This is a genomic window from Actinosynnema sp. NPDC050436 (genome assembly GCF_040655415.1).
In the GTDB taxonomy this organism is placed as follows: domain Bacteria; phylum Actinomycetota; class Actinomycetes; order Mycobacteriales; family Pseudonocardiaceae; genus Actinosynnema.
The window spans coordinates 141,545-162,896 of sequence record NZ_JBFAJV010000005.1 but is presented as its reverse complement, the minus strand read 5'-3'; the positions used below and the strand labels follow the sequence as shown (position 1 = coordinate 162,896).

25 protein-coding genes and 1 tRNA gene are annotated in these 21,352 nt (G+C 72.0%); 16 read left to right on the top strand and 10 right to left on the bottom strand.

The annotated features are described in order from the left end of the window. Window positions 1-26 precede the first annotated feature (26 nt). From AB0I60_RS15605 to AB0I60_RS15590, 4 genes are all read left to right on the top strand, one after another. The gene (locus AB0I60_RS15605; RefSeq protein WP_360730066.1) at window positions 27-698 is read left to right on the top strand and encodes an ElyC/SanA/YdcF family protein; all 672 of its coding nucleotides are present in this window, start codon (window positions 27-29) and stop codon (window positions 696-698) included. Window positions 699-829: 131 nt separating this feature from the next. Next, window positions 830-1,309: a helix-turn-helix transcriptional regulator gene (locus AB0I60_RS15600; protein ID WP_360730063.1), complete on the top strand. Its 480-nt coding sequence runs from the start codon at window positions 830-832 to the stop codon at window positions 1,307-1,309. A gap of 266 nt (window positions 1,310-1,575) precedes the next feature. Then, window positions 1,576-2,793, top strand: a complete 1,218-nt coding sequence (locus AB0I60_RS15595) for a MurT ligase domain-containing protein (protein ID WP_360730060.1) — start codon at window positions 1,576-1,578, stop codon at window positions 2,791-2,793. Next, window positions 2,790-3,497: a glutamine amidotransferase gene (locus AB0I60_RS15590; protein WP_360730057.1), complete on the top strand. Its 708-nt coding sequence runs from the start codon at window positions 2,790-2,792 to the stop codon at window positions 3,495-3,497. The genes AB0I60_RS15595 and AB0I60_RS15590 overlap by 4 nt, the downstream gene beginning before the upstream one ends. A gap of 425 nt (window positions 3,498-3,922) precedes the next feature. On the opposite strand, the gene AB0I60_RS15585 is transcribed toward AB0I60_RS15590, so the two are convergent. Further along, window positions 3,923-5,410, bottom strand: a complete 1,488-nt coding sequence (locus tag AB0I60_RS15585) for an NAD(P)/FAD-dependent oxidoreductase (protein WP_360730054.1) — start codon at window positions 5,408-5,410, stop codon at window positions 3,923-3,925. 103 nt (window positions 5,411-5,513) lie between these two features. Here AB0I60_RS15585 and AB0I60_RS15580 point away from each other — a divergent pair, with 103 nt between their 5' ends. From AB0I60_RS15580 to AB0I60_RS15570, 3 genes are all read left to right on the top strand, one after another. After that, window positions 5,514-6,092 carry a TetR/AcrR family transcriptional regulator gene (locus AB0I60_RS15580; RefSeq protein WP_360730637.1) on the top strand — a complete coding sequence of 193 codons (579 nt, stop codon included), beginning with the start codon at window positions 5,514-5,516 and terminating at the stop codon, window positions 6,090-6,092. Window positions 6,093-6,166: 74 nt separating this feature from the next. Beyond that, window positions 6,167-6,613 carry a cupin domain-containing protein gene (locus tag AB0I60_RS15575; protein ID WP_360730052.1) on the top strand — a complete coding sequence of 149 codons (447 nt, stop codon included), beginning with the start codon at window positions 6,167-6,169 and terminating at the stop codon, window positions 6,611-6,613. Window positions 6,614-6,899: 286 nt separating this feature from the next. Next, window positions 6,900-7,514 carry a TetR/AcrR family transcriptional regulator gene (locus AB0I60_RS15570; RefSeq protein ID WP_360730049.1) on the top strand — a complete coding sequence of 205 codons (615 nt, stop codon included), beginning with the start codon at window positions 6,900-6,902 and terminating at the stop codon, window positions 7,512-7,514. A gap of 7 nt (window positions 7,515-7,521) precedes the next feature. Here AB0I60_RS15570 and AB0I60_RS15565 read toward each other — a convergent pair whose 3' ends face one another. Beyond that, window positions 7,522-7,743, bottom strand: coding sequence for a DUF3618 domain-containing protein (locus AB0I60_RS15565; RefSeq protein WP_360730046.1), 222 nt, complete (start codon window positions 7,741-7,743; stop codon window positions 7,522-7,524). A gap of 185 nt (window positions 7,744-7,928) precedes the next feature. Between AB0I60_RS15565 and AB0I60_RS15560 the strand changes: the two genes are divergently transcribed. Beyond that, a tRNA-Leu gene (locus tag AB0I60_RS15560) sits at window positions 7,929-8,002 on the top strand. A 212-nt stretch (window positions 8,003-8,214) separates the two neighbouring features. Here the strand turns inward: AB0I60_RS15560 and AB0I60_RS15555 are convergent. The 3 genes from AB0I60_RS15555 to AB0I60_RS15545 form a co-directional block, all read right to left on the bottom strand. Next, entirely contained in the window at window positions 8,215-8,841 is a 627-nt protein-coding gene (locus AB0I60_RS15555) for a glyoxalase (protein WP_360730044.1), read from the bottom strand. A 63-nt stretch (window positions 8,842-8,904) separates the two neighbouring features. Next, window positions 8,905-9,858 (bottom strand): GTP-binding protein, encoded by a 954-nt coding sequence (locus AB0I60_RS15550; RefSeq protein ID WP_360730042.1) that lies wholly within the window; start codon window positions 9,856-9,858, stop codon window positions 8,905-8,907. A 10-nt stretch (window positions 9,859-9,868) separates the two neighbouring features. Then, on the bottom strand, window positions 9,869-10,417 hold the full coding sequence (locus tag AB0I60_RS15545; protein ID WP_360730039.1) for a TetR/AcrR family transcriptional regulator: 549 nt from the start codon (window positions 10,415-10,417) through the stop codon (window positions 9,869-9,871). A gap of 14 nt (window positions 10,418-10,431) precedes the next feature. Between AB0I60_RS15545 and AB0I60_RS15540 the strand changes: the two genes are divergently transcribed. Both AB0I60_RS15540 and AB0I60_RS15535 read left to right on the top strand, forming a co-directional pair. Then, window positions 10,432-10,869, top strand: coding sequence for an SRPBCC family protein (locus AB0I60_RS15540; RefSeq protein ID WP_360730036.1), 438 nt, complete (start codon window positions 10,432-10,434; stop codon window positions 10,867-10,869). 71 nt (window positions 10,870-10,940) lie between these two features. Next, window positions 10,941-11,552: a DedA family protein gene (locus tag AB0I60_RS15535; protein ID WP_360730034.1), complete on the top strand. Its 612-nt coding sequence runs from the start codon at window positions 10,941-10,943 to the stop codon at window positions 11,550-11,552. On the opposite strand, the gene AB0I60_RS15530 is transcribed toward AB0I60_RS15535, so the two are convergent. After that, window positions 11,537-12,175, bottom strand: a complete 639-nt coding sequence (locus tag AB0I60_RS15530) for a response regulator transcription factor (RefSeq protein ID WP_360730031.1) — start codon at window positions 12,173-12,175, stop codon at window positions 11,537-11,539. The two genes, AB0I60_RS15535 and AB0I60_RS15530, sit on opposite strands and share 16 nt — an antisense overlap. Continuing rightward, the gene (locus tag AB0I60_RS15525) at window positions 12,166-13,236 is read right to left on the bottom strand and encodes a histidine kinase (RefSeq protein ID WP_360730029.1); all 1,071 of its coding nucleotides are present in this window, start codon (window positions 13,234-13,236) and stop codon (window positions 12,166-12,168) included. The genes AB0I60_RS15530 and AB0I60_RS15525 overlap by 10 nt, the downstream gene beginning before the upstream one ends. Before the next feature lie 68 nt (window positions 13,237-13,304). On the opposite strand from AB0I60_RS15525, the gene AB0I60_RS15520 reads away from it, so the two are divergent. Beyond that, window positions 13,305-14,609, top strand: coding sequence for a styrene monooxygenase/indole monooxygenase family protein (locus AB0I60_RS15520; RefSeq protein ID WP_360730026.1), 1,305 nt, complete (start codon window positions 13,305-13,307; stop codon window positions 14,607-14,609). Here AB0I60_RS15520 and AB0I60_RS15515 read toward each other — a convergent pair. Continuing rightward, window positions 14,587-15,624, bottom strand: a complete 1,038-nt coding sequence (locus tag AB0I60_RS15515; RefSeq protein ID WP_360730022.1) for an NAD(P)-binding domain-containing protein — start codon at window positions 15,622-15,624, stop codon at window positions 14,587-14,589. The two genes, AB0I60_RS15520 and AB0I60_RS15515, sit on opposite strands and share 23 nt — an antisense overlap. Before the next feature lie 78 nt (window positions 15,625-15,702). On the opposite strand from AB0I60_RS15515, the gene AB0I60_RS15510 reads away from it, so the two are divergent. The 4 genes from AB0I60_RS15510 to bcp all read left to right on the top strand — a co-directional run bounded on the left by AB0I60_RS15510 (window position 15,703) and on the right by bcp (window position 19,236). Continuing rightward, on the top strand, window positions 15,703-16,599 hold the full coding sequence (locus AB0I60_RS15510; protein WP_360730020.1) for a hypothetical protein: 897 nt from the start codon (window positions 15,703-15,705) through the stop codon (window positions 16,597-16,599). Between the two features lie 237 nt (window positions 16,600-16,836). Continuing rightward, window positions 16,837-17,871, top strand: a complete 1,035-nt coding sequence (locus AB0I60_RS15505) for an LLM class flavin-dependent oxidoreductase (protein WP_360730017.1) — start codon at window positions 16,837-16,839, stop codon at window positions 17,869-17,871. A gap of 291 nt (window positions 17,872-18,162) precedes the next feature. After that, entirely contained in the window at window positions 18,163-18,702 is a 540-nt protein-coding gene (locus tag AB0I60_RS15500) for a hypothetical protein (RefSeq protein WP_360730015.1), read from the top strand. A gap of 60 nt (window positions 18,703-18,762) precedes the next feature. Further along, window positions 18,763-19,236, top strand: a complete 474-nt coding sequence (gene bcp / locus AB0I60_RS15495; protein ID WP_360730011.1) for a thioredoxin-dependent thiol peroxidase — start codon at window positions 18,763-18,765, stop codon at window positions 19,234-19,236. A gap of 129 nt (window positions 19,237-19,365) precedes the next feature. On the opposite strand, the gene rdgB is transcribed toward bcp, so the two are convergent. After that, a complete protein-coding gene (rdgB, locus tag AB0I60_RS15490; protein WP_360730008.1) occupies window positions 19,366-19,971 on the bottom strand; it encodes an RdgB/HAM1 family non-canonical purine NTP pyrophosphatase in 606 nt (201 codons plus the stop codon). Further along, the gene (gene rph, locus AB0I60_RS15485) at window positions 19,968-20,732 is read right to left on the bottom strand and encodes a ribonuclease PH (RefSeq protein WP_360730005.1); all 765 of its coding nucleotides are present in this window, start codon (window positions 20,730-20,732) and stop codon (window positions 19,968-19,970) included. The genes rdgB and rph overlap by 4 nt, the downstream gene beginning before the upstream one ends. 54 nt (window positions 20,733-20,786) lie before the next feature. On the opposite strand from rph, the gene AB0I60_RS15480 reads away from it, so the two are divergent. Further along, window positions 20,787-21,305: a DUF2231 domain-containing protein gene (locus AB0I60_RS15480; RefSeq protein WP_360730002.1), complete on the top strand. Its 519-nt coding sequence runs from the start codon at window positions 20,787-20,789 to the stop codon at window positions 21,303-21,305. Window positions 21,306-21,352 lie beyond the last annotated feature (47 nt).

Below are 21,352 nucleotides of genomic sequence, written 5' to 3'. Positions count from 1 at the left end.
GCCGTGCTGGTGGTGGAGGGGGAAACGTGGGGTTCGCGGAGCGGGTGCGCCGCATCCGGTGGCGGCGGGTGGTGCTGGTGGCGGTGCTGCTGGCGGCGGTCGGGTCGACGCCGTGGGTGTGGGTGGTGACGTCCAGCGCGCCGTACCGGTACGCGGCGGCGGACGTGCCCGAGGCACCGGTGGCGCTGGTGCTGGGCGCGGGGCTGAAGAACGGGCGGCCGACGCCGTTCCTGGCCGGCCGGCTGGACGTGGCGGCCGACCTGTACCGGCGGGGCAAGGTGAAGGTGCTGCTGGTCAGCGGGGACAACAGCCGCAAGGAGTACGACGAGCCGAGCGCGATGCGCGCGTACCTGGTCGAGCACGGCGTGCCCGACCGGGTCGTCGTGGCCGACTACGCGGGCCTGGACACCTGGGACTCGTGCTCGCGGGCGCGGCGGATCTTCGGCGTGGAGAAGGCGACCGTGGTGACGCAGGAGTTCCACCTGCCGCGCGCGGTCGCGCTGTGCCGGCAGGCCGGGCTGGAGGCGTTCGGCGTGGGCCACGACACGTGGGGCGGTCACGCGAGCACGACCGCCTACGGCTACTTCCGCGAGGTGTTCGCCGGGTACAAGGCGATGTGGGACGGCTTGGTCGTGCGGAGGGACCCGACCTTCCTGGGCCCCCTGGAAAGCGGCGTGACCAGGGCACTTCAACCCTGAACAACTACTGTGAGTACTTCTCTATTAGCCCGATCGGGTTATATGTGGGTCGACTCGCGTAAGCGGACCGCCGGTCGCGCTTTCCATCTCCGTGGGGTCTGTCGGGCCCCCGCGGACATGGAGGATCGACGGTGCAGATCGACACAGCGGCGTACCAACGCGTGCTCGGTGATGAGCTCCGTAGCCTTCGCAAGCAGCGTGGATGGACCCGCAAGGAGCTCAACCGCCGACTGCAGAGCGAAATCTCGCTACAGACGCTGGCCACCTACGAACTGGGCACCCGGCAGTGCTCCGTGGTCAGACTCGTGGAGATCTGCGTCGCACTCGGCGTGCCCGCGCACCACGTGCTGGCCCGGGTGCACGACCGCGTGTTCGGCGAAGCCCCCGCCGGGCACCTGTCGGTGGACCTGGCCTCGGTCGTGGCCGACACCCGACCGGAACTGCTCCCCCTGCGCCGCTGGGCGCAGGGCAGGCTGAACCAGATCGCGCCGGGCCGACCCGCCGAGGTGCACCTCGACCTGCCGGCCCTGGAGTACATGGCGCAGCTCTGCCGGCTCAGCACCGTGGACCTGATCCGCACCTTGCGCGACCTCGACCGCAACCGGTCCTGACCGGACGCGGCACCGGTTCTCGTCGTGGGCCGGTTCGTGGGGTGGGGCGGTTCGTGCGGTGGGGCGGTTCGTGCGGTCGGGCGGTTCGTGGGCTTGGTCGGTTCGTGAGGGACGGTTGGTGGTGGGGCGGGGCGGGGGGAGAGAGACGGTGGGTGGGGTGGGTGGGGTGGGCGAGGTGGGCGGTGAGCACCGGTAGAGTCGGCGGCATCCCTTCTACCGACGCGGGAAGTCGCTTGCCGAACACTCCTGGTGCAGACCCTGCCCGTTTGCCGCTGCGCACCGCGGCGGCCGTGCGGCTGGGCAACATGAGCTCGAAGCTGTCGCAGAAGATGGGCCTGGGCGCGGGCGGCATGATCGGTGGCCGCGTGGCGCTCAAGCTCGACCCGCAGGCGCTGGCGCACCTGACGTCCGGCCGGTCGGTCGCCCTGGTCACGGGCACCAACGGCAAGACGACGAGCACGATGATGCTCAGCCGCGCCGTGTCCTACCTCGGGCCCATCGCCACCAACCACGGTGGCGCGAACATGCCGGACGGGCACGTGACGGCGCTGTCCAAGCAGCCGGACGCCCCGTACGCGGTGCTGGAGGTGGACGAGGGGTACTTCCCCGAGGTCTGCCGGGCGTCCGCGCCGGCCGTTGCCGTGCTGCTGAACCTGTCGCGCGACCAGCTCGACCGGGTCGGCGAGGTGCGAACCATCGAGAAGTCGCTGCGCACGGCGCTGACCGGCGTCCCGGGCGTGGTCGTGGCGAACTGCGACGACATCATGGTCACCTCCGCCGCGCGCGACGCGGGCCGGGTGGTGTGGGTGGCGACCGGCACCGGGTGGCACAACGACGCGGCGTCCTGCCCGCGCTGCGGCGACCCGATCCGCTGGCAGGGCGAGCACTGGCACTGCACCGGCTGCGACCTGGCCCGGCCCCGGCCGGACTGGGTGACCGGCGACGGTTTCCTGGTGACGCCCGAGGGTGCGAAGGTGCCGCTGGCGCTGCGCCTGCCGGGCAAGTTCAACCAAGCCAACGCGGTCATGGCCGTCGCAGCGGCGTTCGCGCTCGGCGTGCCCGTGGCGGAGGCGGTGGAGCGGCTGCGCAGCGTGTCGAACGTGGCCGGGCGGTACCGGACGATCCAGCGCAGCGGGCACCGCGCGCGGCTGCTGCTGTCGAAGAACCCGGCCGGGTGGAGCGAGACGCTCACCGTGGTGCGCGAGGCGGACCACCCCGCCGTGCTGGTGATCAACGCCCAGGAGGCCGACGGGCGCGACCTGTCGTGGCTGTGGGACGTGCCGTTCGAGCGGTTGCGCGGACGCCGGGTGATCGCGTCCGGCGAACGGGCGACGGACCTGGCCGTGCGCCTCACCTACGCCGAGGTCGAGCACACCATCGTGCCGGACCCGTTGCAGGCCATCGACACCATGCCCGCCGGCGCGGTGGAGGTCATCGCCAACTACACCGCTTTCCGGGACCTGAACGCGAGGGCTGCCCAGTGACCGTCTCGATCGCGTTGGTGCTGCCCGACCTGCTGGGCACGTACGGCGACTTCGGCAACGCGGTGGTGCTGGAGAAGCGGATGACCTGGCGCGGCATCCCCGCCGAGATCGTCACGGTCCGGTTCGGCGAGTCGGTGCCGTCGTCGTGCGACATCTACGTGGTGGGCGGCGGCGAGGACACGGCCCAGACGCTGGCCGTGCGACACCTGCGCGAGCACCCCGGGATGCAGCGGGCCGCCGAACGCGGAGCCGTGGTGCTCGGGGTGTGCGCGGGCATCCAGATCTTCGGCGAGTCGTTCACGCGCGCCGACCAGGTCACCCACCCCGGCCTGGGCCTGATCGACTCCACCTCGCACGCGGGCGGCACCCGCGCCATCGGCGAGGTGGTGGCGACACCGGCAGACGGGCTGTTCGAGGGGATGCTGACCGGCTTCGAGAACCACCAGGGGCGGACGGTGCTCGGCCCCTCGGCCCGACCGCTCGCCCACGTGAAGGTGGGGACCGGGAACGACGGCTCGGTGGAGGGGGCGGTGCAGGGGCGCATCCTGTGCACGTACCTGCACGGACCCGTGCTGCCGCGCAACCCGCAGTTGGCGGACCTGCTGATCAAGTGGGCCACGGGGGATGAACTGGCCCCGTTGGACCTGCCTGCGGTGGACCGGCTCCGGGGGGAGCGGGCGAGGGCTGCGGGAGTTTCTGCCTGACGCTGGTCCCGGCCGGGCTTGGCTTGAGCTGGCCAAGCGGGGTTCGAGTTGGCTCGGGTTCGCTCGACTCGGCTCGGTTCTGCTTGGTTCTGCTTGGCGCGGTTCTGCTGGGCGCGGTTCTGCTTGGCAGCTTGATTGTCGGTGGGGCGTGCGATGATCGAGACGGGGGCCGGAGGCCAGGGCCGTGCGGCTGGAGGCCGGGTGAAGGCCCGGGAGAGCGAAAGAGTCCTCGCCGGACGGGCGAGCCGCCAAGGATGACGGAAGTGCGGGTCGTCGTGTCATCCCCGCATGGCCCGGTCGGAGACAACCACCCTTTGTCGGGGAGTGCAAGCGAAAAGCGTGCTTGCACTCCCCGACAAAGCGCGGTTCGCTGCGCGCGGGCCATACGGGGATGACACGACTGCGGAGCGCCTTCTGTTTGTTCTCTAGGCGTCCACCCGTGCTTTTCTGGCTCGGGTCAGGGTGAAGTCTTCTGCTTTAACGTTCTTCGTGCGCATCCAGTAGCGCCAGGTGGCTCCCGGCCAGACCGAGCGGTTGATCCCTTGTGCGTCCAGGTACCAGCTCGTGCAGCCGCCCTGGGTCCAGACGCCCTTCGTCAGCTTCTTGTGCAGTTGCCTGTTGAACCTCGCCTGCACGTCCGGGCGGACGTCGAGTTCGTCTGCCCGGTGGCGGTCCAGGAGGTTCAGGCATTGGCGGACGTAGCGGATTTGTGATTCGATCATGAAGATGACCGAGTTGTGACCCAGGCCGGTGTTCGGGCCGAGCAGGAAGAACAGGTTCGGGAAGCCCGAGACGGTGATCCCGTAGTAGGTCTCGATGCCCTTCTGCTTCCAGGACTTGGCCAGGTCCTTGCCGCCCTTGCCCTGGATGTCCAGGTAGTCGAAGCTGTCCACGACGTGGAAGCCGGTGCCGTAGATGATGGCGTCGACCTCGTGCTCCACACCGGCCTTGTCGACGATGCTGTGCGCCTTCACCTCGGCGATGCCGTCGGTGTTGAGGGTGACCGCGCGCTTCTGCAGGGCCGGGTAGTAGTCGTTCGAGATGAGCACGCGCTTGCAGCCCATCGTGTAGTCGGGCGTGAGCTTGGCGCGCAACCTCGGGTCCCGGACCTGGGAGTGCATGTGGCGCTTGGCGATCTTCTGCGCGAATTCCATGATCTTCGGGTTCACCGCGAAGCCGAGGACGTTGGATTCCCTCATCCAGTACACGAAGTTGCGGTACAGGCGCTGGGTGGCGGGGACGGCCCGGAAGAGCTTCTGCTCCCACGTGTTGATCGAACGGTCCGTTTTGGGCAGGATCCACGGCGGCGTGCGCTGGAACAGCGTCAGCTTCTCCACGTCGTCGGCGATCTGCGGGACGAACTGGATGGCTGACGCCCCGGTGCCGACGACGGCGACCTTCTTGCCCTTCAGGTCGTAGTCGTGGTCCCACTGCGCCGAGTGGAACGCCTTGCCCTCGAACTCGTCGATTCCGGGCAGGTTCGGGATGTTCGGGATGTGCAGGGCACCGACGCCGGCCACCACGGCCTTCGCGGTGTACGTGTCGCCGCCCTCCGTCTTCACGTGCCAGACCTTGGCGCCCTCGTCCCACTTCGCACCGGAGACCTTGGTGTTGAAGCGGATGTGGTCGCGCAGGCGGTACTTGTCGGCGATCCTCTTGAGGTAGTCCCAGATCTCCGGCTGCTTGGCGAACATCCTCGACCACTTCGGGTTGAGTTCGAACGAGTACGAGTACATGTGCGACGGCACGTCGCAGGCGCAGCCGGGGTACGAGTTGTCGCGCCAGGTGCCGCCCAGGTCGCCCGCCTTCTCCAGCACGACGAAGTCGCGCTCCCCCGTGCGCTTCAACTCGATCGCCATGCCCAGGCCGGCGAAACCCGTGCCGACGACCAGGACCTTGACCTCTCGGTGCATCCCGTCCTCCATGTCCGGCTGCATACTGTCCAGTAGGTTACTCGAAGTAAGTTACTTGCGGTAGTCTTCTCCCGTGACCACCACGGAGCCGCGTCGCAAGCGGATGCCCAAGGCGCAGCGCAAGGCTCAGATGCTCGACGTCGCCGAGCGGGTCTTCGCCGAGCGCGGCTACCTCGCGGCATCGATGGACGAGATCGCCGAGCGCGTGGGGGTCTCCAAGCCCATGCTGTACGAGTACTACGGGTCGAAGGAAGGTCTGCTCATCGGGTGCATCCACCGCGCCCGGACCGACCTGCTCGAACGCACGCAGCGGGCGATCGCGGGGGCGACAGGTGCGGAGGACGTCCTGCGCCTGGGGTTGCTGGCGTTCTTCCGGTTCATCGCCGAGCACAACCAGTCGTGGTCGCTGCTGCGCCAGGAGGCGGCCGTGACGGTCCCGTCGGCGGTCGAGGAGATCGAGGGCATCCGGCGGCAGCAGACGGACCTGATCGCGGCCGTCATCACGGGGTTCGACCGGGACGTGGACGCGATCGAGGCCGAGGCGTTCGCGGAGATCGTGGTCGGGTCCACGGAGCGGTTGGCGCTGTGGTGCGAGCGGCGTCCCGAGGTGGGGCCCGAGCTGGCCACCGACTACGTCATGGAGGTCGTGTGGCGGGGGGTGGCGGGGCGGCTCGGCGGTTGATGGACTGTTGGTTGGCGGCTGGTGGGGATTGGGTCGACGGCCGAGAGGGCTGATCACGGGGTTACCGTGAGGTCATGACGTTGGGGGTTCGTCGGGCCGGGGACGTGGAGCGGCTGCCGGCGGTGGGGGGCTGGTACGAGATCCGGCTTGCCGGGACCGACACGGGCGGGCGGCTGGCCGTGGTGGAGTTGACGTTGGAAGCGGGCGCCCTGGGTGCGGCGCCGCACGTCCACCACGGGCACGAAGAGGATTTCGTGGTGCTGGACGGGGAGATCACGTTCGACACCACCGGGGACGACGTGGTGGTGGGCGCGGGCGGGTCGTTGGCGGTTCCGCGTGGGACGCCGCACGGGTTCCGCAACGACACGGGTTCGGTCGCGCGGTGCCTGATGGTGTTCACGCCTGCGGGGTATGAGGATTACTTCCGCGAGGTGTCGCGCATGGTGGCGGCGGGGCACGAGCCGACGGCTGCGGAGTTGGACGAGTTGCGGGCCGGGTTCCGGACCAGTAGGTGGGAGTAGCCGGGTCGGGTGCGGAGGCCGGCGGCCGGCGGGAGGTTCGGGGACCCGATGGCGGCAGGGGGATGATCCGGGTGGGGGCTTCACCTCTTCGAGCTACTGGCGGGGCGGGTCCCGCTTGTTGCGGGTCGGATGGGTGGAGAACGGAGGTCTCCTCGTGACCGCGCACCGCACACCGCACGTTTGCGCACCACCGACGCGAGCACCCCTCATGACCAGGTAATCGAGCCCCTGAGACCGGGCGTTGCGCGCCTAGGATGTCCGGCCAAAGGCGAACGGGAGCGCAGACATGGCCACACCGGTGTACAGCGGGGCGGCACGGACCCCGCAGCGGGGCAGACCCAGGGACGCCAGCCGCGACGACGCGCTGCGCCAGGCCGCGTTGGAGGTGATGGCGGAGGTCGGTTATCGCGCGTTGACCATGGACGCCGTCGCCGCCCGCGCGCGGGCGGGCAAGGCGACCATCTACCGACGGTGGGAGTCCAAGCTCGACTTGGTCATCGACACCTGCACGCACCTCGCGGCGGAGAACCTCGCCGAGCCGGACACCGGGTCGCTCGCGGGCGACCTGAGGGAGTTCCTGGCCTCGTTCGCGGCGTTCCTGTCGGGACCGATCGGCAAGGCGGCCCAGGCGCTGGTGGGCGAGCTGCCGCACGAGCCGGAACTCGCCTCGGCGTTCCGCGAGTCGTTCCTGATCGCGCAGCGCGACGTGCTGCGGCGCATCCTGGAGCGCGCCGACGACCGGGGCGAGCTGCGCGAGGACGCCTCGCGCGGCATGGCCGTGGAGCTGGCCGGCGCGGCCCTGATCTACCGGCTGATGCTCACCGGCGACCCGCTGGACCTCGCGTTCGTCGACCGGGTGGTCGAGCAGGTGCTACTACCCCTCGTCGCCAAGGGGCAGTAGCCGCCGGTCAGCGGAACAGCTTGCGCAGCAAGGCGAACCCGATGAGAACGGCCGCCGCGATCAGCGAGTACCGGATCTTGGGTTCGTCGAGCTTCGCGCGCACGCTGTCCTTGCCCGCCTCGACGAAGCGCGTGGGGTTGGCCCTCGTGCCGAGCTCGTCCAAGGTCGCGGCCAGCGCGTCACGAGCCTGCTCGATCTCGCGCTGGATGGTGTCGGGGTCGCGGGCCACAGTTCCTCCTAGCAGCGGTCTGCCGGTAACCGTAGTTGAGGCGGCGGGCGGTCGTTGACCGGAGTCGCCGGGAACGTTTCCGAAACGACGTTACGCGCTGCTGGTGGCACCGTGGCCGCGACCCCGACCGGGCGTGGCGTCCCTGGTTCCGACCCGGCCGGGCCTGCCGATAGGCTTGCCGGCGCGGGGTCGTAGCCCAATTGGCAGAGGCACACGGTTTAGGTCCGTGCCAGTGAGAGTTCGAGTCTCTCCGGCCCCACTGGAGATGAGCGGGGACTGGGGTGTCTGCGGCGTCGCCGAGTGGTGATCAGCCGTTCGCCGGTAGGAGTACGGCGGGTGGTGAGGCGTCTGCTGGTGGGGGTAAGGCGTCGCTGGGTCGTGGTGAGGCGTCGTTGGGGGTGTTCACCTGGTGGGTGGGCCGGTCCTGGGCGGCCAGGGCGGCGGCTCGGTGAGGGGTGCGGTAGCGGCACATCAGGGGGTGGCCGCCACTTCGGCGGTCTCCCAGGCGAAGCCGTCCGGGTCGGTGAACGGCCGGGTGGCGCCGCTGACGGCGATGCGGTGCGAACCGGTGCCCTCGGGCGGGACCCCGGCGTCCTTGGCGAGGGCGCGGCGGCGGTAGAGGGCCAGCTTGACCGGGCTCGCACCGTTGGCGAACTCGACGTACGAGCGGGCGAAGCTCTTGGCCACGGTGAAGCCCCGGTCCACGTAGAACCGCTTGCTGGCCACCACGTCGGAGACGCCGAGCAGGAGCACGATGGCGTTGATCTCCCGGGTCGCGGGGCCGGTGTCCTTCTTCGCGGACGTGGCGATCTTCCAGATGGTGCCGTCCGGGGCCTGCACGACGCCGCCGTAGCCCCACATCGACTTCGTCACGGGCTTGATCGCCGTCGCCCCGGCCGCGAGCGCCGAGTCGACCAGGGCACGCACGTCGGCGGGCTGGGGGACGGTGAGCGAGAGGGTGAACCCCCGGAAGCCGGTGGAGGGTTCCGCCGAGGTCCGGAAGGTGAGCTGCTCGTCGAGCCCGAAGGCGGTGGCGTAGAAGTCGCGGGCGGCCTCGGGGTTGGCCACTTCGAGGGTCACGGTGTCGATGGAGGTCATGCCGGCAACGCTAGGCGCGGCCCGGTGACCTGCGCTTCTCGATTCCTGACCGGTGCCGGCGGCTCACCGGAGGTAGCGCAGGACCTCCAGCACGGACTGCGGGTCGACCGACGACGGGTCGGGCTCGACGCAGTCCTGCACCGCCTTGAGCACCGCGTCGGTGTCGAGGCCCGAGCCGATGAGGACCAGTTCGGTCCGGCGCGGGCGGTCGCCCCACGACGAGCGCTCGAACCGGAGGAACGCTCCGACGGTGTGCAGCGAGAACCGCTGGCGGTGGCCGGGGACGTCGAACAGGACGAACCCCTTGATCCGGTACAGCCCGGCCGGCCTGCTGTCGAGGAACGCCATCAGCCGCACCGGGTTCAGCGCGCCGCCGGTGAACTCCACCGAGTCGTGGTGGACGTGCGCGTGCTCCTCGTCGAGCAGGTCCTCGAACGAGAGCTGGCCGTGAGCAGGGCGTTCCCGGGGGTCGAACAGCAGGGCGGGGTCGATCCGCCCGTGGTCGGTCGCCACCACCGGCACGCCGGGCCTGAGGTGGTCGACCACCGCCAGCACCAGCTCCGGGTCGTCCACCCGGTCGATCTTGTTGAGCACCACCAGGTCCGCGACGCGCAGGTGCCTGTCCAGGTCGTGCGGGAACTCGGCGGCGTCGACCAGCAGGACGAGCCCGCCGTAGGCGACGCCCGGGTGCTCGCTGCCCAGCACGAGCCGGACCATGGCCTGCGGTTCGGCCAGGCCGCTGGCCTCGACCACGATCACGTCGACCTGCTCCACGAGCTTGCCCAGCAGCTCGTCCAGGCCGCTGACGTCGATGGCGCAGCACAGGCAGCCGTTGCTCAGCGACACGGCGGAGCCGACCTGGCCGGCGACGGTCATCGCGTCGATGCCGATCGCGCCGAAGTCGTTGACCACCACGCCGATGCGGGTGCCGCGCGCGGTGGCGAGCAGGTGGTTGAGCAGCGTCGTCTTGCCGGAGCCGAGGAAACCGGCCACGACGATCACCGGGGTTCGCGGCACCCGGCCGATCCTAGTCGGCGACCAGGTCCAGGAAGACCTCCATGGCGGCGGTGACGCCCTCCTCGTCGTCGGTGGCGACGAGGTCGAGCAGCAGCCCCCGGGCGACGGCGAGGCCCAGCCGGGCGCGGGCGCGGGCCCGTTCGGGGGTGTGGCCCCGGACGCGTTCGAGCGCGGCGACCGGTTCGACCCACGACTCCACGATGCCGTCCAGCAGGGCGGTGGTGCCGGGGCGGCCCTGCACGGCCTGGCCGTAGAGCTCGAAGAACAGCCGCTCGTGGGCGCGCAGCGCCGGGTCGGTGAGGGCGGCCCAGAACGCGCGGCCCAGCTCGGCGGGGTCGTCGGCCGGGAGGTCGGCGAGCAGGGCGCGCTGGGTGGCCTCGACGGTCCGCACGACCTCGACCAGCAGACCTTCCTTGGACCCGAAGTGGTGAATCAGCATCCGGTGGCTGGTGCCGACCGCCGCAGCCAGCTGCCGCAGGCTCAGCTCGCCGACGCCGTGCCGCGCGAGGTGCTCGACGACGCGTTCGAGCAGGCGGGCCCGTGCCCCTTGTCCGACCATGTACCAGATGGTACATGTACCACATGGTACAGAAGGTGGACGTCACCGTGCTCAGCACGGCCGACCCGGCGCGGGTCTACCGGCTCGCCTCGGACAGCTCGACCTGGCCGGACTGGTCGCCGGTGCTGCGCTACGAGCGGGAGCGGGCGGGCGACGCGCGCGGCGTCGGCGAGGTGCGGGTGTTTCACAACCGCGCCAGGAGGAACCCCACCCGGGAGGAGGTGGTGGAGCTCACGCCCAACCGCAGGGTGGGTTACGTGCTGTTGTCGGGCCTCGCCATCCGGGGGTACCGGGCGTCCATCGACCTCGCGCCGGACGGCGGTGGCACGCGCATCCGCTGGCACTCCACGTTCGAACCGTCGGTGCCCGGCACCGGCTGGTTCTACCGACTGGTGCTCCGGCAGGTGATCACGCAGTACGCCAAGGGGTTGGCCGCGCACGCCGCGCACTGAGGTTTTCCACACCCCGGTTGTACGGCCCGCATCATGGTCCGACACCCCTGTGCGTTCGTAGCGTGGTGATCATGGATGTCGACTGGGTCGTGGATCTGATGGAGTCGTTCGGCGCACCGGGCGCCGGGTTGGCCATCGCGCTGGAGAACCTGTTCCCGCCGCTGCCGAGCGAGGTGTTCCTGCCGCTGGCGGGTTTCACCGCGAGCCGGGGCGGGATGAGCCTGGTCGCCGCGATCGCGTGGACGACTGCGGGCTCCGTGGCGGGAGCGCTGCTGCTGTACTGGGTGGGCGCGCTGCTCGGCCGGGACCGGGTGCGCGCGATCGCCGCGAAGATGCCGCTGGTCAAGGTGTCCGACGTGGACAAGACAGAGGCGTGGTTCGAGAAGCACGGCCGGACGACGGTGTTCTTCGGGCGGATGGTCCCGATCTTCCGCAGCCTGATCTCCATCCCGGCGGGCGTGCAGCGGATGCCGCTGCCGGGGTTCGTCGCGCTCACCGCCGCCGGCTCCGCCATCTGGAACACCGCGCTGATCCTGGCGGGCTACTACCTCGGCGAGAGCTGGCACGTGGTGGAGCAGTACCTCGGCCTCGCCTCGAAGGCCGTGCTGGGCGCGGTCGTGCTGGCGGTGGTGTGGTTCGTCGTCTCCCGGCTGGCCAAGCGCAAGGATCACGCGCGCAGGTAGCGCAGGATGGCGAGCACCCGCCGGCTGTAGCCGTCCACGTCGGACAGCCGCAGCTTGTCGAAGATCGAGTTCACGTGCTTCTCCACGGCGCTGCGCGAGACGTGCAGCTTCGCCGCGATCGCGTTGTTCGTGTGCCCCTCGGCCATGTGCGCCAACACCTCGCGCTCGCGCGGGGTCAGGGCGTCGAGCGGGTGGGCGGACCGGGCCAGCAGCCGGCGCACCACCTCGGGGTCGAACGCCGCACCGCCCGCGCCCACCCGGCGCAGCGCGTCGAGAAACTCCTCCACCTGCACCACGCGGTCCTTGAGCAGGTAGCCGACGCCCTCGGCGTGCCCGGTCAGCAGGTCGACCGCGTAGCGCTGCTCGACGTACTGGGACAGCACGAGCACCCCCACCCCCGGATGCCTCCGGCGGATCTCCAACGCGGCCTTCAGGCCCTCGTCGGTGTTCGTCGGGGGCATCCGCACGTCGGTCACCACGACGTCCGGCACGTGGGCGGCCACCGCGACGAGCAGCGCCTGCGCGTCGCCCACGGACGCCACCACGTCGTGCCCCTCCTCGGCCAGCAGCCGCGCCAGGCCCTCGCGCAGCAGCGTCGAGTCCTCGGCCAGGATCACCCGCACGGGAACTCCGCGCTGACCACCGTCGGGCCGCCCGCCGGGCTGCGCACCGCGAACCGCCCGTCCAGCGCGGCGACCCGCCTGGCCAGGCCCGCCAGGCCGCCGCCGGCCGGGTCCGCGCCCCCCGCGCCGTCGTCCTCGACCCGCACCCGCACCTCGGCGCCGTCTCCCCGGATGTCCACGACGACCATCGTCGCACCCGAGTGCTTGACGGCGTTCGTCACCGCCTCGGAGACCACGAAGTAGACCGCCGTGCGCACGTTCGCGGAGAAGTCGTCCTGTCCACAGTGGACCTCCACGGGGATGGGCGACCGGTCCGCCACGGCTTCCAGCGCGTCGGCCAGGCCGAGGGAGTCCAGCGCCGCCGGGTACACCCGCCAGGCCACGTCCCGCAGGTCCTCCAGCACGTGCCGGGACTCCTCGTGGGCCTGCCGGAGCAGCTCGTCGGCGTGCTCGGGGTGGCGTCGCGCCCGGCCCAGCAGCATCCCCAGGGCCACCAGGCGCTGCTGCACGCCGTCGTGCAGGTCGCGCTCGATGCGGCGGCGCTCCGCGTCCACGGCGTCCACGATCCCGGCGCGGCTCTCGGCCAGCTCGTCGATCCGCAGGCGCAGCAACTCCGCTTCGCTCGGGCCCAGGCAGCGGCGGGCCACCCGCGCCTCCAGCGCCACCACGCCCCGGATGCCCTGGATCTCCACGTACAGCAGGACACCGCCGATCAGGGCCGTCCACAGGGCTGCGGCGACGTCGTCGTAGAGGTCGATGCCGTCCAGACCGTTGACGACGAGCCGCTGCACCGCGATCGCGCCCAGCACCAGGCCGTAGAACAGCCACGCCAGCACGAAGCCGCCCAACAGGCCCACGGGGGCGCGCACGAGGACGTAGCGGACCGCTCGCGCGCGCGTCGGATCGGCCGTCTCGACGCCCAGGAACCGGTGGACGCGGCGGCGCTCCAGCTCGGCGAACCACGGCCCGGCGGAGCGGAAGACCGGCACCACCAGCAGGGCCGCGAGCCCCGTGCCCAGGCCCAGCAGCAGGCCGACCACCACGCGCACTCCCCCGGCCACGACGTCGAGGCTAATCGACCCGAACGCCGGATTGGCACCGAAGTGCCCACGGCAGAAGGATCAGGTGGGTGCGTTCGGTCGCGGTGGTGGGTGCGGGGCAGGCGGGGATCGTGCTGTCCGCCGCGCTGCTGCGCGCCGGGTGGCGGGTCACGCTGTGCTCGGACCTCACCGCCGAGCAGTACCTGGAGTCCGGCGAGCGACCCACGGCGTGCCTGTTCGGCGACCAGGTCGAGTACGAGGCGGCGTTGGGGCTGGACGACTTCCCCGACGCGCCGCGCGCCGACCGGATCCGCCTCGACCTCTACACCGACGACCGGCTGGTGGCGTTGAGCGTCGACGCGCCGCTGCGCAAGCCCGCGCTCGCGGTGGACCAGCGGCTCAAGTTCGCCCGGGGGCTGCGGGAACTGGCCGCGCGGGGTGCGACCGTGGTCACCGGGTCGGTGACGGAAGGCGACCTGGACTCGTTGGCGGCGACGCACGAACTCGTCGTGGTCACCGTCGGGCGCAAGACTTTCGGCAGCCTGTTCGCGCGCGACCCGGCGCGTTCGGTGCACACGTCCGCGCAGCGCACCCTGTTCACGGTGAACGTGCGCGGCTACGACCTCGACGCGCACCCCCGGCACCGGGACATCGTGTTCACGTTCGTGCCCGGGGTGGTCGAGGTGTTCTGGGTCCCGTTCTGGGACAAGGACGCCGGCGCGTCGCGCAGCATCGCCGTGGAGGCGGTGCCGGGCGGTCCGGCGGACCGGTTCGGCGCGGTCACCACCGCGTCCGAGGGGCTGGCGGTGCTGCGCGGCCTGGTGGACGAGATGCTGCCGGGCCAGGCGTCGTTCCTGGCGCCGGTGCGGCCGACCCGGGAGACCACGTGGCTCAAGGGGGCGGTGGTGCCGGCGGTGCGCGAGCCGGTGGCCGTGCTGCCGTCCGGGCGGCACGTGCTCGGGCTCGGCGACGCCGTGGTGCTCAACGACCCGATCGCCGCTCAGGGGGCCAACAACGCGACCCGGATGGCGCGGTTCTTCGCGTCCCGGCTGGGCGACTACGACGGCACGGCGGCGTGGCTGCGCGCGCGGTTCGAGGAGTTCTGGGAGGTCGGCCGGCACGCCAACGACTTCTCCGAGGGGATGCTGGTCCCGATGGCCCGCCACCAGCGGGACGTGCTGGTCGCGGCGTCCCGGCACCCCGAGGTCGGCGAGCGGCTGTGGGAGGGGTTCAACGACCCGTCGACGCTGGTCCCGTGGTTCTTCGACGCCGCCGCCGCGCGGGAGTTCCTGGCGCGGCGGGGCGTCGGGCGGTGGGACGTGCTGCGCTACCGGCTCGGGGTGGCCGGCACGGTGCTGGGGCGGCGGGTGTTCAGGCGGCCGGCACCCGCGTGAGCAGGTCCCGGACCTCCCGGGCGGCGGCCCGGCCCGCGCGCGTCGCGCCGACCGTGCTGGCGGACGGGCCGTAGCCGACGAGGTGGACCCTCGGGTCGGCGACGACCCGCGTGCCGTCGAGCCGGATGCCGCCGCCGGGGCCGCGCAGGCCCAGCGGGGCCAGGTGGTCGACGGCGGGGCGGAAGCCGGTGGCCCACAGGATCGCGTCGGCCCGCCGGGTGCGGCCGTCCGGCCAGACCACGCCGTCCGCGGTGATCCGCTCGAACGCCGGCTCGCGGTGCAGCGTGCCGTCCGCGAGCGCCGCCCGGACCGCCGGGGTGAGGCTCAGGCCGGTCACGCTCACGACGCTGTGCGGCGACAGGCCCGCCCGGACCCGGTCCTCGACCAGCTTGACGGCCGCGCGGCCCACCTCGGGAGTGAACGGCTCGTCGCGGAACTCGGGCTCCCGGCGGGTGACCCAGGTCGTGGTGCCGAAGCGGGCGATCTCCAGGAGCTGCTGGACGGCGGACGTCCCGCCGCCGACGACGACCACGTGCCGGCCCGCGAACTCCTCCGGGCCCCGGTACTGCGAGGAGTGCAGTTGGCGGCCCCGGAACAGCTCCTGGCCGGGGTAGTGGGGCCAGAACGGGCGGGTCCACGTGCCGGTGGCGTTGATCAGCGCCCTGGTGCGCCAGGTCCCGTGGCCGGTCTGCACCTCCAGCGCGCCGTCGTCGTCGCGGACGGCGTGGACGCGCACCGGGCGGCGGACGTGGATGCCGTTGCGGCGCTCGAAATCGGCGAAGTAGGCGGGCAGCACCTCGTTCGCGGGCGCGTCCGGGTCGGGCGGGTCGAACGGCATCCCGGGCAGGTCGTGGATGCCGTGCACGGTCGCCATCCGCAGGCTCGGCCAGCGGTGCCGCCACGCCCCGCCGGGTCCGTCGTCGGCGTCCAGGACCACGTGCTCCAGGTTCACCCGATCGAGGAAATAGGCGGCCGAAAGCCCAGCTTGACCTGCACCGATGACCACCACGTCCATGTCCGGGACAACGCCCGCCGGCGTCTGCGCCTTCCCGGTGTGACCGAAGTGTCAGACCCCCTCGCTACCGTCGACGGCATGATCAAAACGCGCATCCTGCCGCTGGTGGTGGCCGCCCTCCTGGCCGCCACCGCGATCCCCGCGTCGGCCTCGCCCGAGGTGCCGTCGCCGCAGTCGGCCGTGCCCTCGGACGTGACGGTGGCCTTCGCCGTCCACGACCGCGCGCTGGGCCGCACGACGCTGTCGCACAACTCGCACCAGCGGATCAGATCCGCGTCGGTGGTGAAGCTGCTGATAGCCCTGGACTACCTGGAGACCCGGGGGCCGGACTTCGCCATCCCTCCCGAAGACCTGAACCGGCTGGTGCCGATGCTGCGCTCCAGCGACGACTACGCGGCCAGCGAGCTGTGGGTGCTCAACGGCTGGGAGAAGATCGTCGAGCGGATGGCGGCCAAGCTCGGCCTGACCGACACGCTGCCGCCGGTCGACGTCGGCTTCTGGGGCTACACGGCGGTGAGCGCGGCCGACGTGGTGAAGGTGTACCGGTACGTGCTGGAGGAGGCGCACCCGAAGTACCGGGCGTTCATCATGGACAACCTGCACCGGGCGACGACGTGCGCGACGGACGGCTTCGACCAGTCGTTCGGCGTCCCGGCGGCGGTCCCCGGTGACGTGGCCTACAAGCAGGGCTGGTCCCGGTTCGGCGACACCCCGCCCCGCCCGTGCGTCGAGCCGCCGGCGCACCGCGCGCCGCTGCCGGCGGCCAAGGACGGCCCGCCCACCCGAACACCCCCGGCCGAGGTGGACCTGGTCCGCCCGGCCATGCACACCACCGGCACCTACGGCCCGGCCGACCGCAAGATCGTGGTCGTGCTGACCCTGGAGCCGGTGGGCACGGACTGGGACACCTCGGCTGCCCGCCTCACCGCCGTGACGAAGGCGGTGTACCTGGCGGACCGCATCCTGACCGGCTGACCACGGCTGAGCCCGGCCGGGTCCGGTTGGCCGCCGGAGGCGACGGCGCAGACGGTGCGGCGCGGGCGGGGGGTGCGGGCGGCGGTGCGGGCGAGCGGCGGTGCGGGCGGGCGGCGCGGGCGGCGCGGGCGGGCAGGCGGGCGGTATCGGTGCGGGCGTGCGGCGCGGGTGGTGTCGTGCGGTGCGGTGTGGGTCACAGGTGGAAGGCATCCGCGCGGGTGGGCGTTGAAAGGAGGTATGAGCCGACTTCGTGACATCCCGCTGTCCGTCCTAGACCTGGCACCGGTGACGACGGCGACGGATGCGCGGACCGCCCTGGCGGACACCCGGGAGTTGGCGCAGCACGTGGAACGCCTCGGCTACCGCCGCTTCTGGCTGGCCGAGCACCACAACATGCCCGGGATCGCCAGCTCGTCCCCGGCGATCCTGATCGGGCACGTCGCCGCCGCCACGACGACGCTCCGGGTCGGCTCGGGCGGCGTGATGCTGCCCAACCACCCGCCGCTGGTGGTCGCGGAGCAGTTCGGCACGCTCACCGCGCTGCACCCCGACCGCATCGACCTCGGCATCGGCCGCGCGCCGGGCACCGACCAGCGAACCGCGCGCGCCCTGCGCCGGACCGAGGGCCCGCTGTCCGTGGACGACTTCCCGCAGCAGCTCTCCGAGCTGATGGGCTACTTCGACGGCACCGAGCCCCTCGCCGCCGTGCCCGCGCAGGGCAACAAGCCGCCGGTCTGGCTGCTCGGGTCCAGCGGGTACAGCGCGCAGGTCGCCGGGCTGCTCGGCCTGCCCTTCGCGTTCGCCCACCACTTCAGCGCGGAGAACACCATCCCGGCGCTGCGGCTGTACCGCGAGCGCTTCCAACCGTCGGCCGTCCTCACCGAGCCGTACGCGATGGTGTGCGCGTCGGCGATCGTCGCCGACACCGACGAGCACGCCCGGTGGATCGCCGCGCCGCAGGCGCTCGCCTTCCTCAAGCTCCGGCAGAACCGGCCGGGGCCGTTGGCCACGCCGCAGGAGGCCGACGAGTACCCGTACACCGAGTTCGACCGGCTGATCATCCGGGAACGGCTGGCCTCGCAGGTCGTCGGCAGCCCGGACACCGCCCGCGACCAGCTCGAACAGCTCCTCGCCGACACCCTGGCCGACGAGCTGATGGTCACCACGATGGTCGCCGACCAGGCGGACCGGTTGCACTCCTACGCACTGCTCGCTCAGCTCGCCGACCTCTCCCACTCATCCGAACGAGTGAAGACTGAAGTCGAGGTGTAGCAACCGGGCCCCGGAGCGCGATGATCCTATCGAGCGCGCAGGCCCCCCGACGCGCTCCCTAACTTCCGGGCGGCGGGTTCCGCGCCCGAGCGGACGCCGCCGCGGTCCGCGTGGGCAGCGCCACCGAAAGTGTGGCGCCGCCCACGTGGGCGGCCCCCGGGCATCACGGCTTGGCCACAGGCCGGCACCAGGTGCGAATCAAGCCCCCTCATCCGCCCCCGGGCACACCTCTGCGCCGTCATGGTGGTGGGAGTCGCCGCTAGCCCACCGCCGGGGCGGGAAGGGGAGTTCGTGAAGTTCGCCAGACTGGCCGTCGGCCTGTGCCTGGCGGGGGCAGTGGCAGGGTGCGCGGACCACTCCGGGCTGTCCGACACCTCCGTCCCCGAGACGACCTCCAGCACCCGCGCCAACCTGAACAACGCGCCACCGGCGTCGGAGTTCGCCGCGTTCGGCTCGCGCCGGGTGTGGCCCGACGGGCTGTCCATCTCGGTCTCGCCCGCCAAGTCGATCGAACCCAGCGACACGTCGTTCCCGAAGTCGCCGCGCACCACGGTGTTCGTGCTGACGCTGGTCAACGGGACCGGCACCACCTACCGCACGAGCGAGCTGACGGTCCGCGCCCTGGTCGGCGGCGAACCGGTCGCCGAGGTGCTCGACTCCGTGCAGGGCCTCAACGGCCGCAGCGCAGCGGTGACCGAGGTCGCGCCCGGTGCCGACACCAAGCTGACCTTGGCCTTCGCCGTGCCGGAGAACCAGGTCCGGATGCAGCTGGTGGTCGAGCCGAACGGTGCCGGCCAGGACCCCAGCGCCACGTTCGAGGGCCTCGCCTGACGCACGGCGGCAGTCGCCGCCGGTCCGGGACCGTCGGGAGCGGGCTGTAGCGTTTGCGCCATGACCGAGCAGAAGCGCCTGTCCCCCGGCGACCAGGCCCCGGCGTTCACGCTGCCCGACAGCGACGGCAAGCCCGTCTCGCTCTCCGACTACCTGGGCCGTTCGGTGGTCGTCTACTTCTACCCGGCCGCCGGGACGCCGGGCTGCACCAAGCAGGCGTGCGACTTCCGCGACAACACCGGCGACCTGGCGGCGTCCGGCTACGACGTGGTCGGCATCTCGCCGGACAAGCCGGAGAAGCTGGCGAAGTTCGTCGAGGCGGAGGGCCTGACCTTCCCGCTGCTGTCCGACGTGGACCGCGAGGTGCTGACCGAGTGGGGCGCGTACGGCGAGAAGCAGAACTACGGCCGCACGGTGATGGGCGTGATCCGCTCGACGTTCCTGGTCGACCCGCAGGGCCTCGTCGTCAAGGCGATGTACAACGTGCGCGCGACCGGCCACGTGGCCAAGCTGCTGCGCGAACTCCCCGCCTGACCGCGCCCACCGCCAGGCCCGGCACCGGGTCCGTGATCGCCCGCCGCCGGGCCCGAGAACCTCGGGCCCGGCCTGGCGTGGCCGGCCCGGCGTGGTCCGGCCCGGCGGGCGTCCAGGACCCGTCCGGGGTTACCGCTGCGCCAGCTCCACCAGGTGGGGCAGCAGCAGCCGCAGCGCGCGTCCGCGGTGGGACAGCTCGTCCTTGTCCTCGGGGGACAGTTCGGCCGACGTCACGTCCCGGCCCTCGGGCTGGAAGATCGGGTCGTAGCCGAAACCGTTGGCACCGGCCGGTTCCCGGCGGATCGTGCCGCGCCACTCGCCGCGCACCACGACCTCCACGCCGCCGGCCGCCACCAGGGCCGCCGCGCACACGAACGCGCCGCCGCGCCGCTCGTCCGGGACGTCCCGGAGCTGGCCCAGCACGAGCTGGAGGTTCGCCGCGTCGTTGCCGTGCGCGCCGGACCAGCGGGCCGACAGCACGCCCGGCATCCCGTTGAGCGCGTCGACCTCGATGCCCGAGTCGTCCGCCACGGCGGGCAGGCCGGTGGCGGCGAAGGCGTCCCGGGCCTTGGCCAGGGCGTTGCCCTCGAAGGTCGGGTCGGTCTCGGGGGCCTCCGGGAACTCCGGCACGTCCGCCAGGCCGACCACCTCGACGCCGGGCAGCCCCTCGGCGACCAGGATGCGGCGCAGCTCGCCGAGCTTCTTGGCGTTGCGGGAGGCGAGCAGGACCTTCACTTCTTGCGGCCCTTCGGTTCGGGGAGCACGCCGGGGTAGGGCTGGGCCAGCGCCTCGGACTGGACGCGGTTGAGCTCCGCGCAGCCCTGGAGCGCCAGGTCGAGCATCTTGTCCAGGGTGGACCGGGCGAACGTCGCGCCCTCGCCGGTGCCCTGGACCTCGATCAGGGTGCCCGCGTCGGTGGCGACCACGTTCATGTCGACCTCGGCGCGCGAGTCCTCCTCGTACGGGAGGTCCAGGCGCACCCGGCCGTCCACGACGCCCACGGACACCGCCGACACCGCGCACGACAGCGGCTGGGGGTCGGCCAGCCGGCCGGCCGCGCCGAGCCAGGTGACGGCGTCGGCCAGCGCCACGTACGCGCCGGTGATCGCGGCGGTGCGGGTGCCGCCGTCGGCCTGGATCACGTCGCAGTCGATCACGATCGTGTTCTCGCCCAGCGCGGCCAGGTCGATGCACGTGCGCAGCGACCGGCCGATCAGCCGGGAGATCTCGTGAGTGCGACCGCCGATCCGGCCCTTCACGGACTCGCGGTCGCTGCGGCTGTGGGTGGCGCTCGGCAGCATCGCGTACTCGGCGGTCACCCATCCGAGACCCGAGCCCGACCTCCACCGGGGGACGCCTTCGGTCACGCTGGCTGCGCAGAGCACGCGCGTGTTGCCGAACTCGATCAGCACCGAGCCCGCCGGCCACTGCTGGTAGCCACGGGTGATCCGGATGTCGCGCAGTACGTCGTCGTTCCTGCCATCGGTTCTCAGCACGGCACTACCCTAAGGCGCTGAACCGGGGGACGTTCCACTGGCGTAGGGAGAGGCATGGCACTCGCAGACGGCCTTCCGACGGTCTTCGGACTTCCCGCGCACCCGCTGCTGGTGCACGCGGTCGTGGTGCTCCTCCCCCTGTCCGCGCTGGCCGCCGCCGCGCTCGCGATCGTGCCCCGGTGGCGGCAGCGCCACGCGTGGCCGCTGCTCGGCGTCACGCTGCTGGCCGTCGGCTCGGTGCTGCCCGCGCAGAAGGCGGGCGAGCAGCTCCACGAGCGCTTGGCGGCGCTGGGCAACCCGCTGATCGAGAGGCACGCGGAGCTGGGCAACGACCTGCTGCCGTTCGCTCTGGGCTTCGGCGTGCTCGTGGTGGCGCTGCTGGTCGCGGGCCGGCTCGCGGACCGGGAGCGGACCGCCGCGGCCGACGACGCCGACGTGCCCAGGACGTGGCGGCGGATCTCGATCGTGGTGGCGGTGCTGGTGATCGCGGCCGGCGCGGCGGTGACCGTGCAGACGGTGCGCATCGGGCACAGCGGCTCCACGGCCGTCTGGGACGGCGTCGGCCAGAACTGACCGGGCACCGGACTGGACCGGGCACCGGACCGACCGGGCACCGGACC

What these genes read in the sequence shown, in the direction of transcription:
- AB0I60_RS15585 (WP_360730054.1), bottom strand. Translation starts at nt 5,410, where the DNA reads ATGCACCGAGAGGTCAAGGTCCTGGTCGTCGGCACGGGTTTCGCCGGC.
- AB0I60_RS15510 (WP_360730020.1), top strand. Translation starts at nt 15,703, where the DNA reads ATGATCAAAACGCGCATCCTGCCGCTGGTGGTGGCCGCCCTCCTGGCC.
- AB0I60_RS15540 (WP_360730036.1), top strand. Translation starts at nt 10,432, where the DNA reads ATGTACCACATGGTACAGAAGGTGGACGTCACCGTGCTCAGCACGGCC.
- AB0I60_RS15575 (WP_360730052.1), top strand. Translation starts at nt 6,167, where the DNA reads ATGACGTTGGGGGTTCGTCGGGCCGGGGACGTGGAGCGGCTGCCGGCG.
- AB0I60_RS15535 (WP_360730034.1), top strand. Translation starts at nt 10,941, where the DNA reads ATGGATGTCGACTGGGTCGTGGATCTGATGGAGTCGTTCGGCGCACCG.
- AB0I60_RS15480 (WP_360730002.1), top strand. Translation starts at nt 20,787, where the DNA reads ATGGCACTCGCAGACGGCCTTCCGACGGTCTTCGGACTTCCCGCGCAC.
- AB0I60_RS15570 (WP_360730049.1), top strand. Translation starts at nt 6,900, where the DNA reads ATGGCCACACCGGTGTACAGCGGGGCGGCACGGACCCCGCAGCGGGGC.
- bcp (WP_360730011.1), top strand. Translation starts at nt 18,763, where the DNA reads ATGACCGAGCAGAAGCGCCTGTCCCCCGGCGACCAGGCCCCGGCGTTC.
- AB0I60_RS15555 (WP_360730044.1), bottom strand. Translation starts at nt 8,841, where the DNA reads ATGACCTCCATCGACACCGTGACCCTCGAAGTGGCCAACCCCGAGGCC.
- AB0I60_RS15515 (WP_360730022.1), bottom strand. Translation starts at nt 15,624, where the DNA reads ATGGACGTGGTGGTCATCGGTGCAGGTCAAGCTGGGCTTTCGGCCGCC.
- AB0I60_RS15545 (WP_360730039.1), bottom strand. Translation starts at nt 10,417, where the DNA reads ATGGTCGGACAAGGGGCACGGGCCCGCCTGCTCGAACGCGTCGTCGAG.
- AB0I60_RS15580 (WP_360730637.1), top strand. Translation starts at nt 5,514, where the DNA reads ATGCCCAAGGCGCAGCGCAAGGCTCAGATGCTCGACGTCGCCGAGCGG.
- AB0I60_RS15505 (WP_360730017.1), top strand. Translation starts at nt 16,837, where the DNA reads ATGAGCCGACTTCGTGACATCCCGCTGTCCGTCCTAGACCTGGCACCG.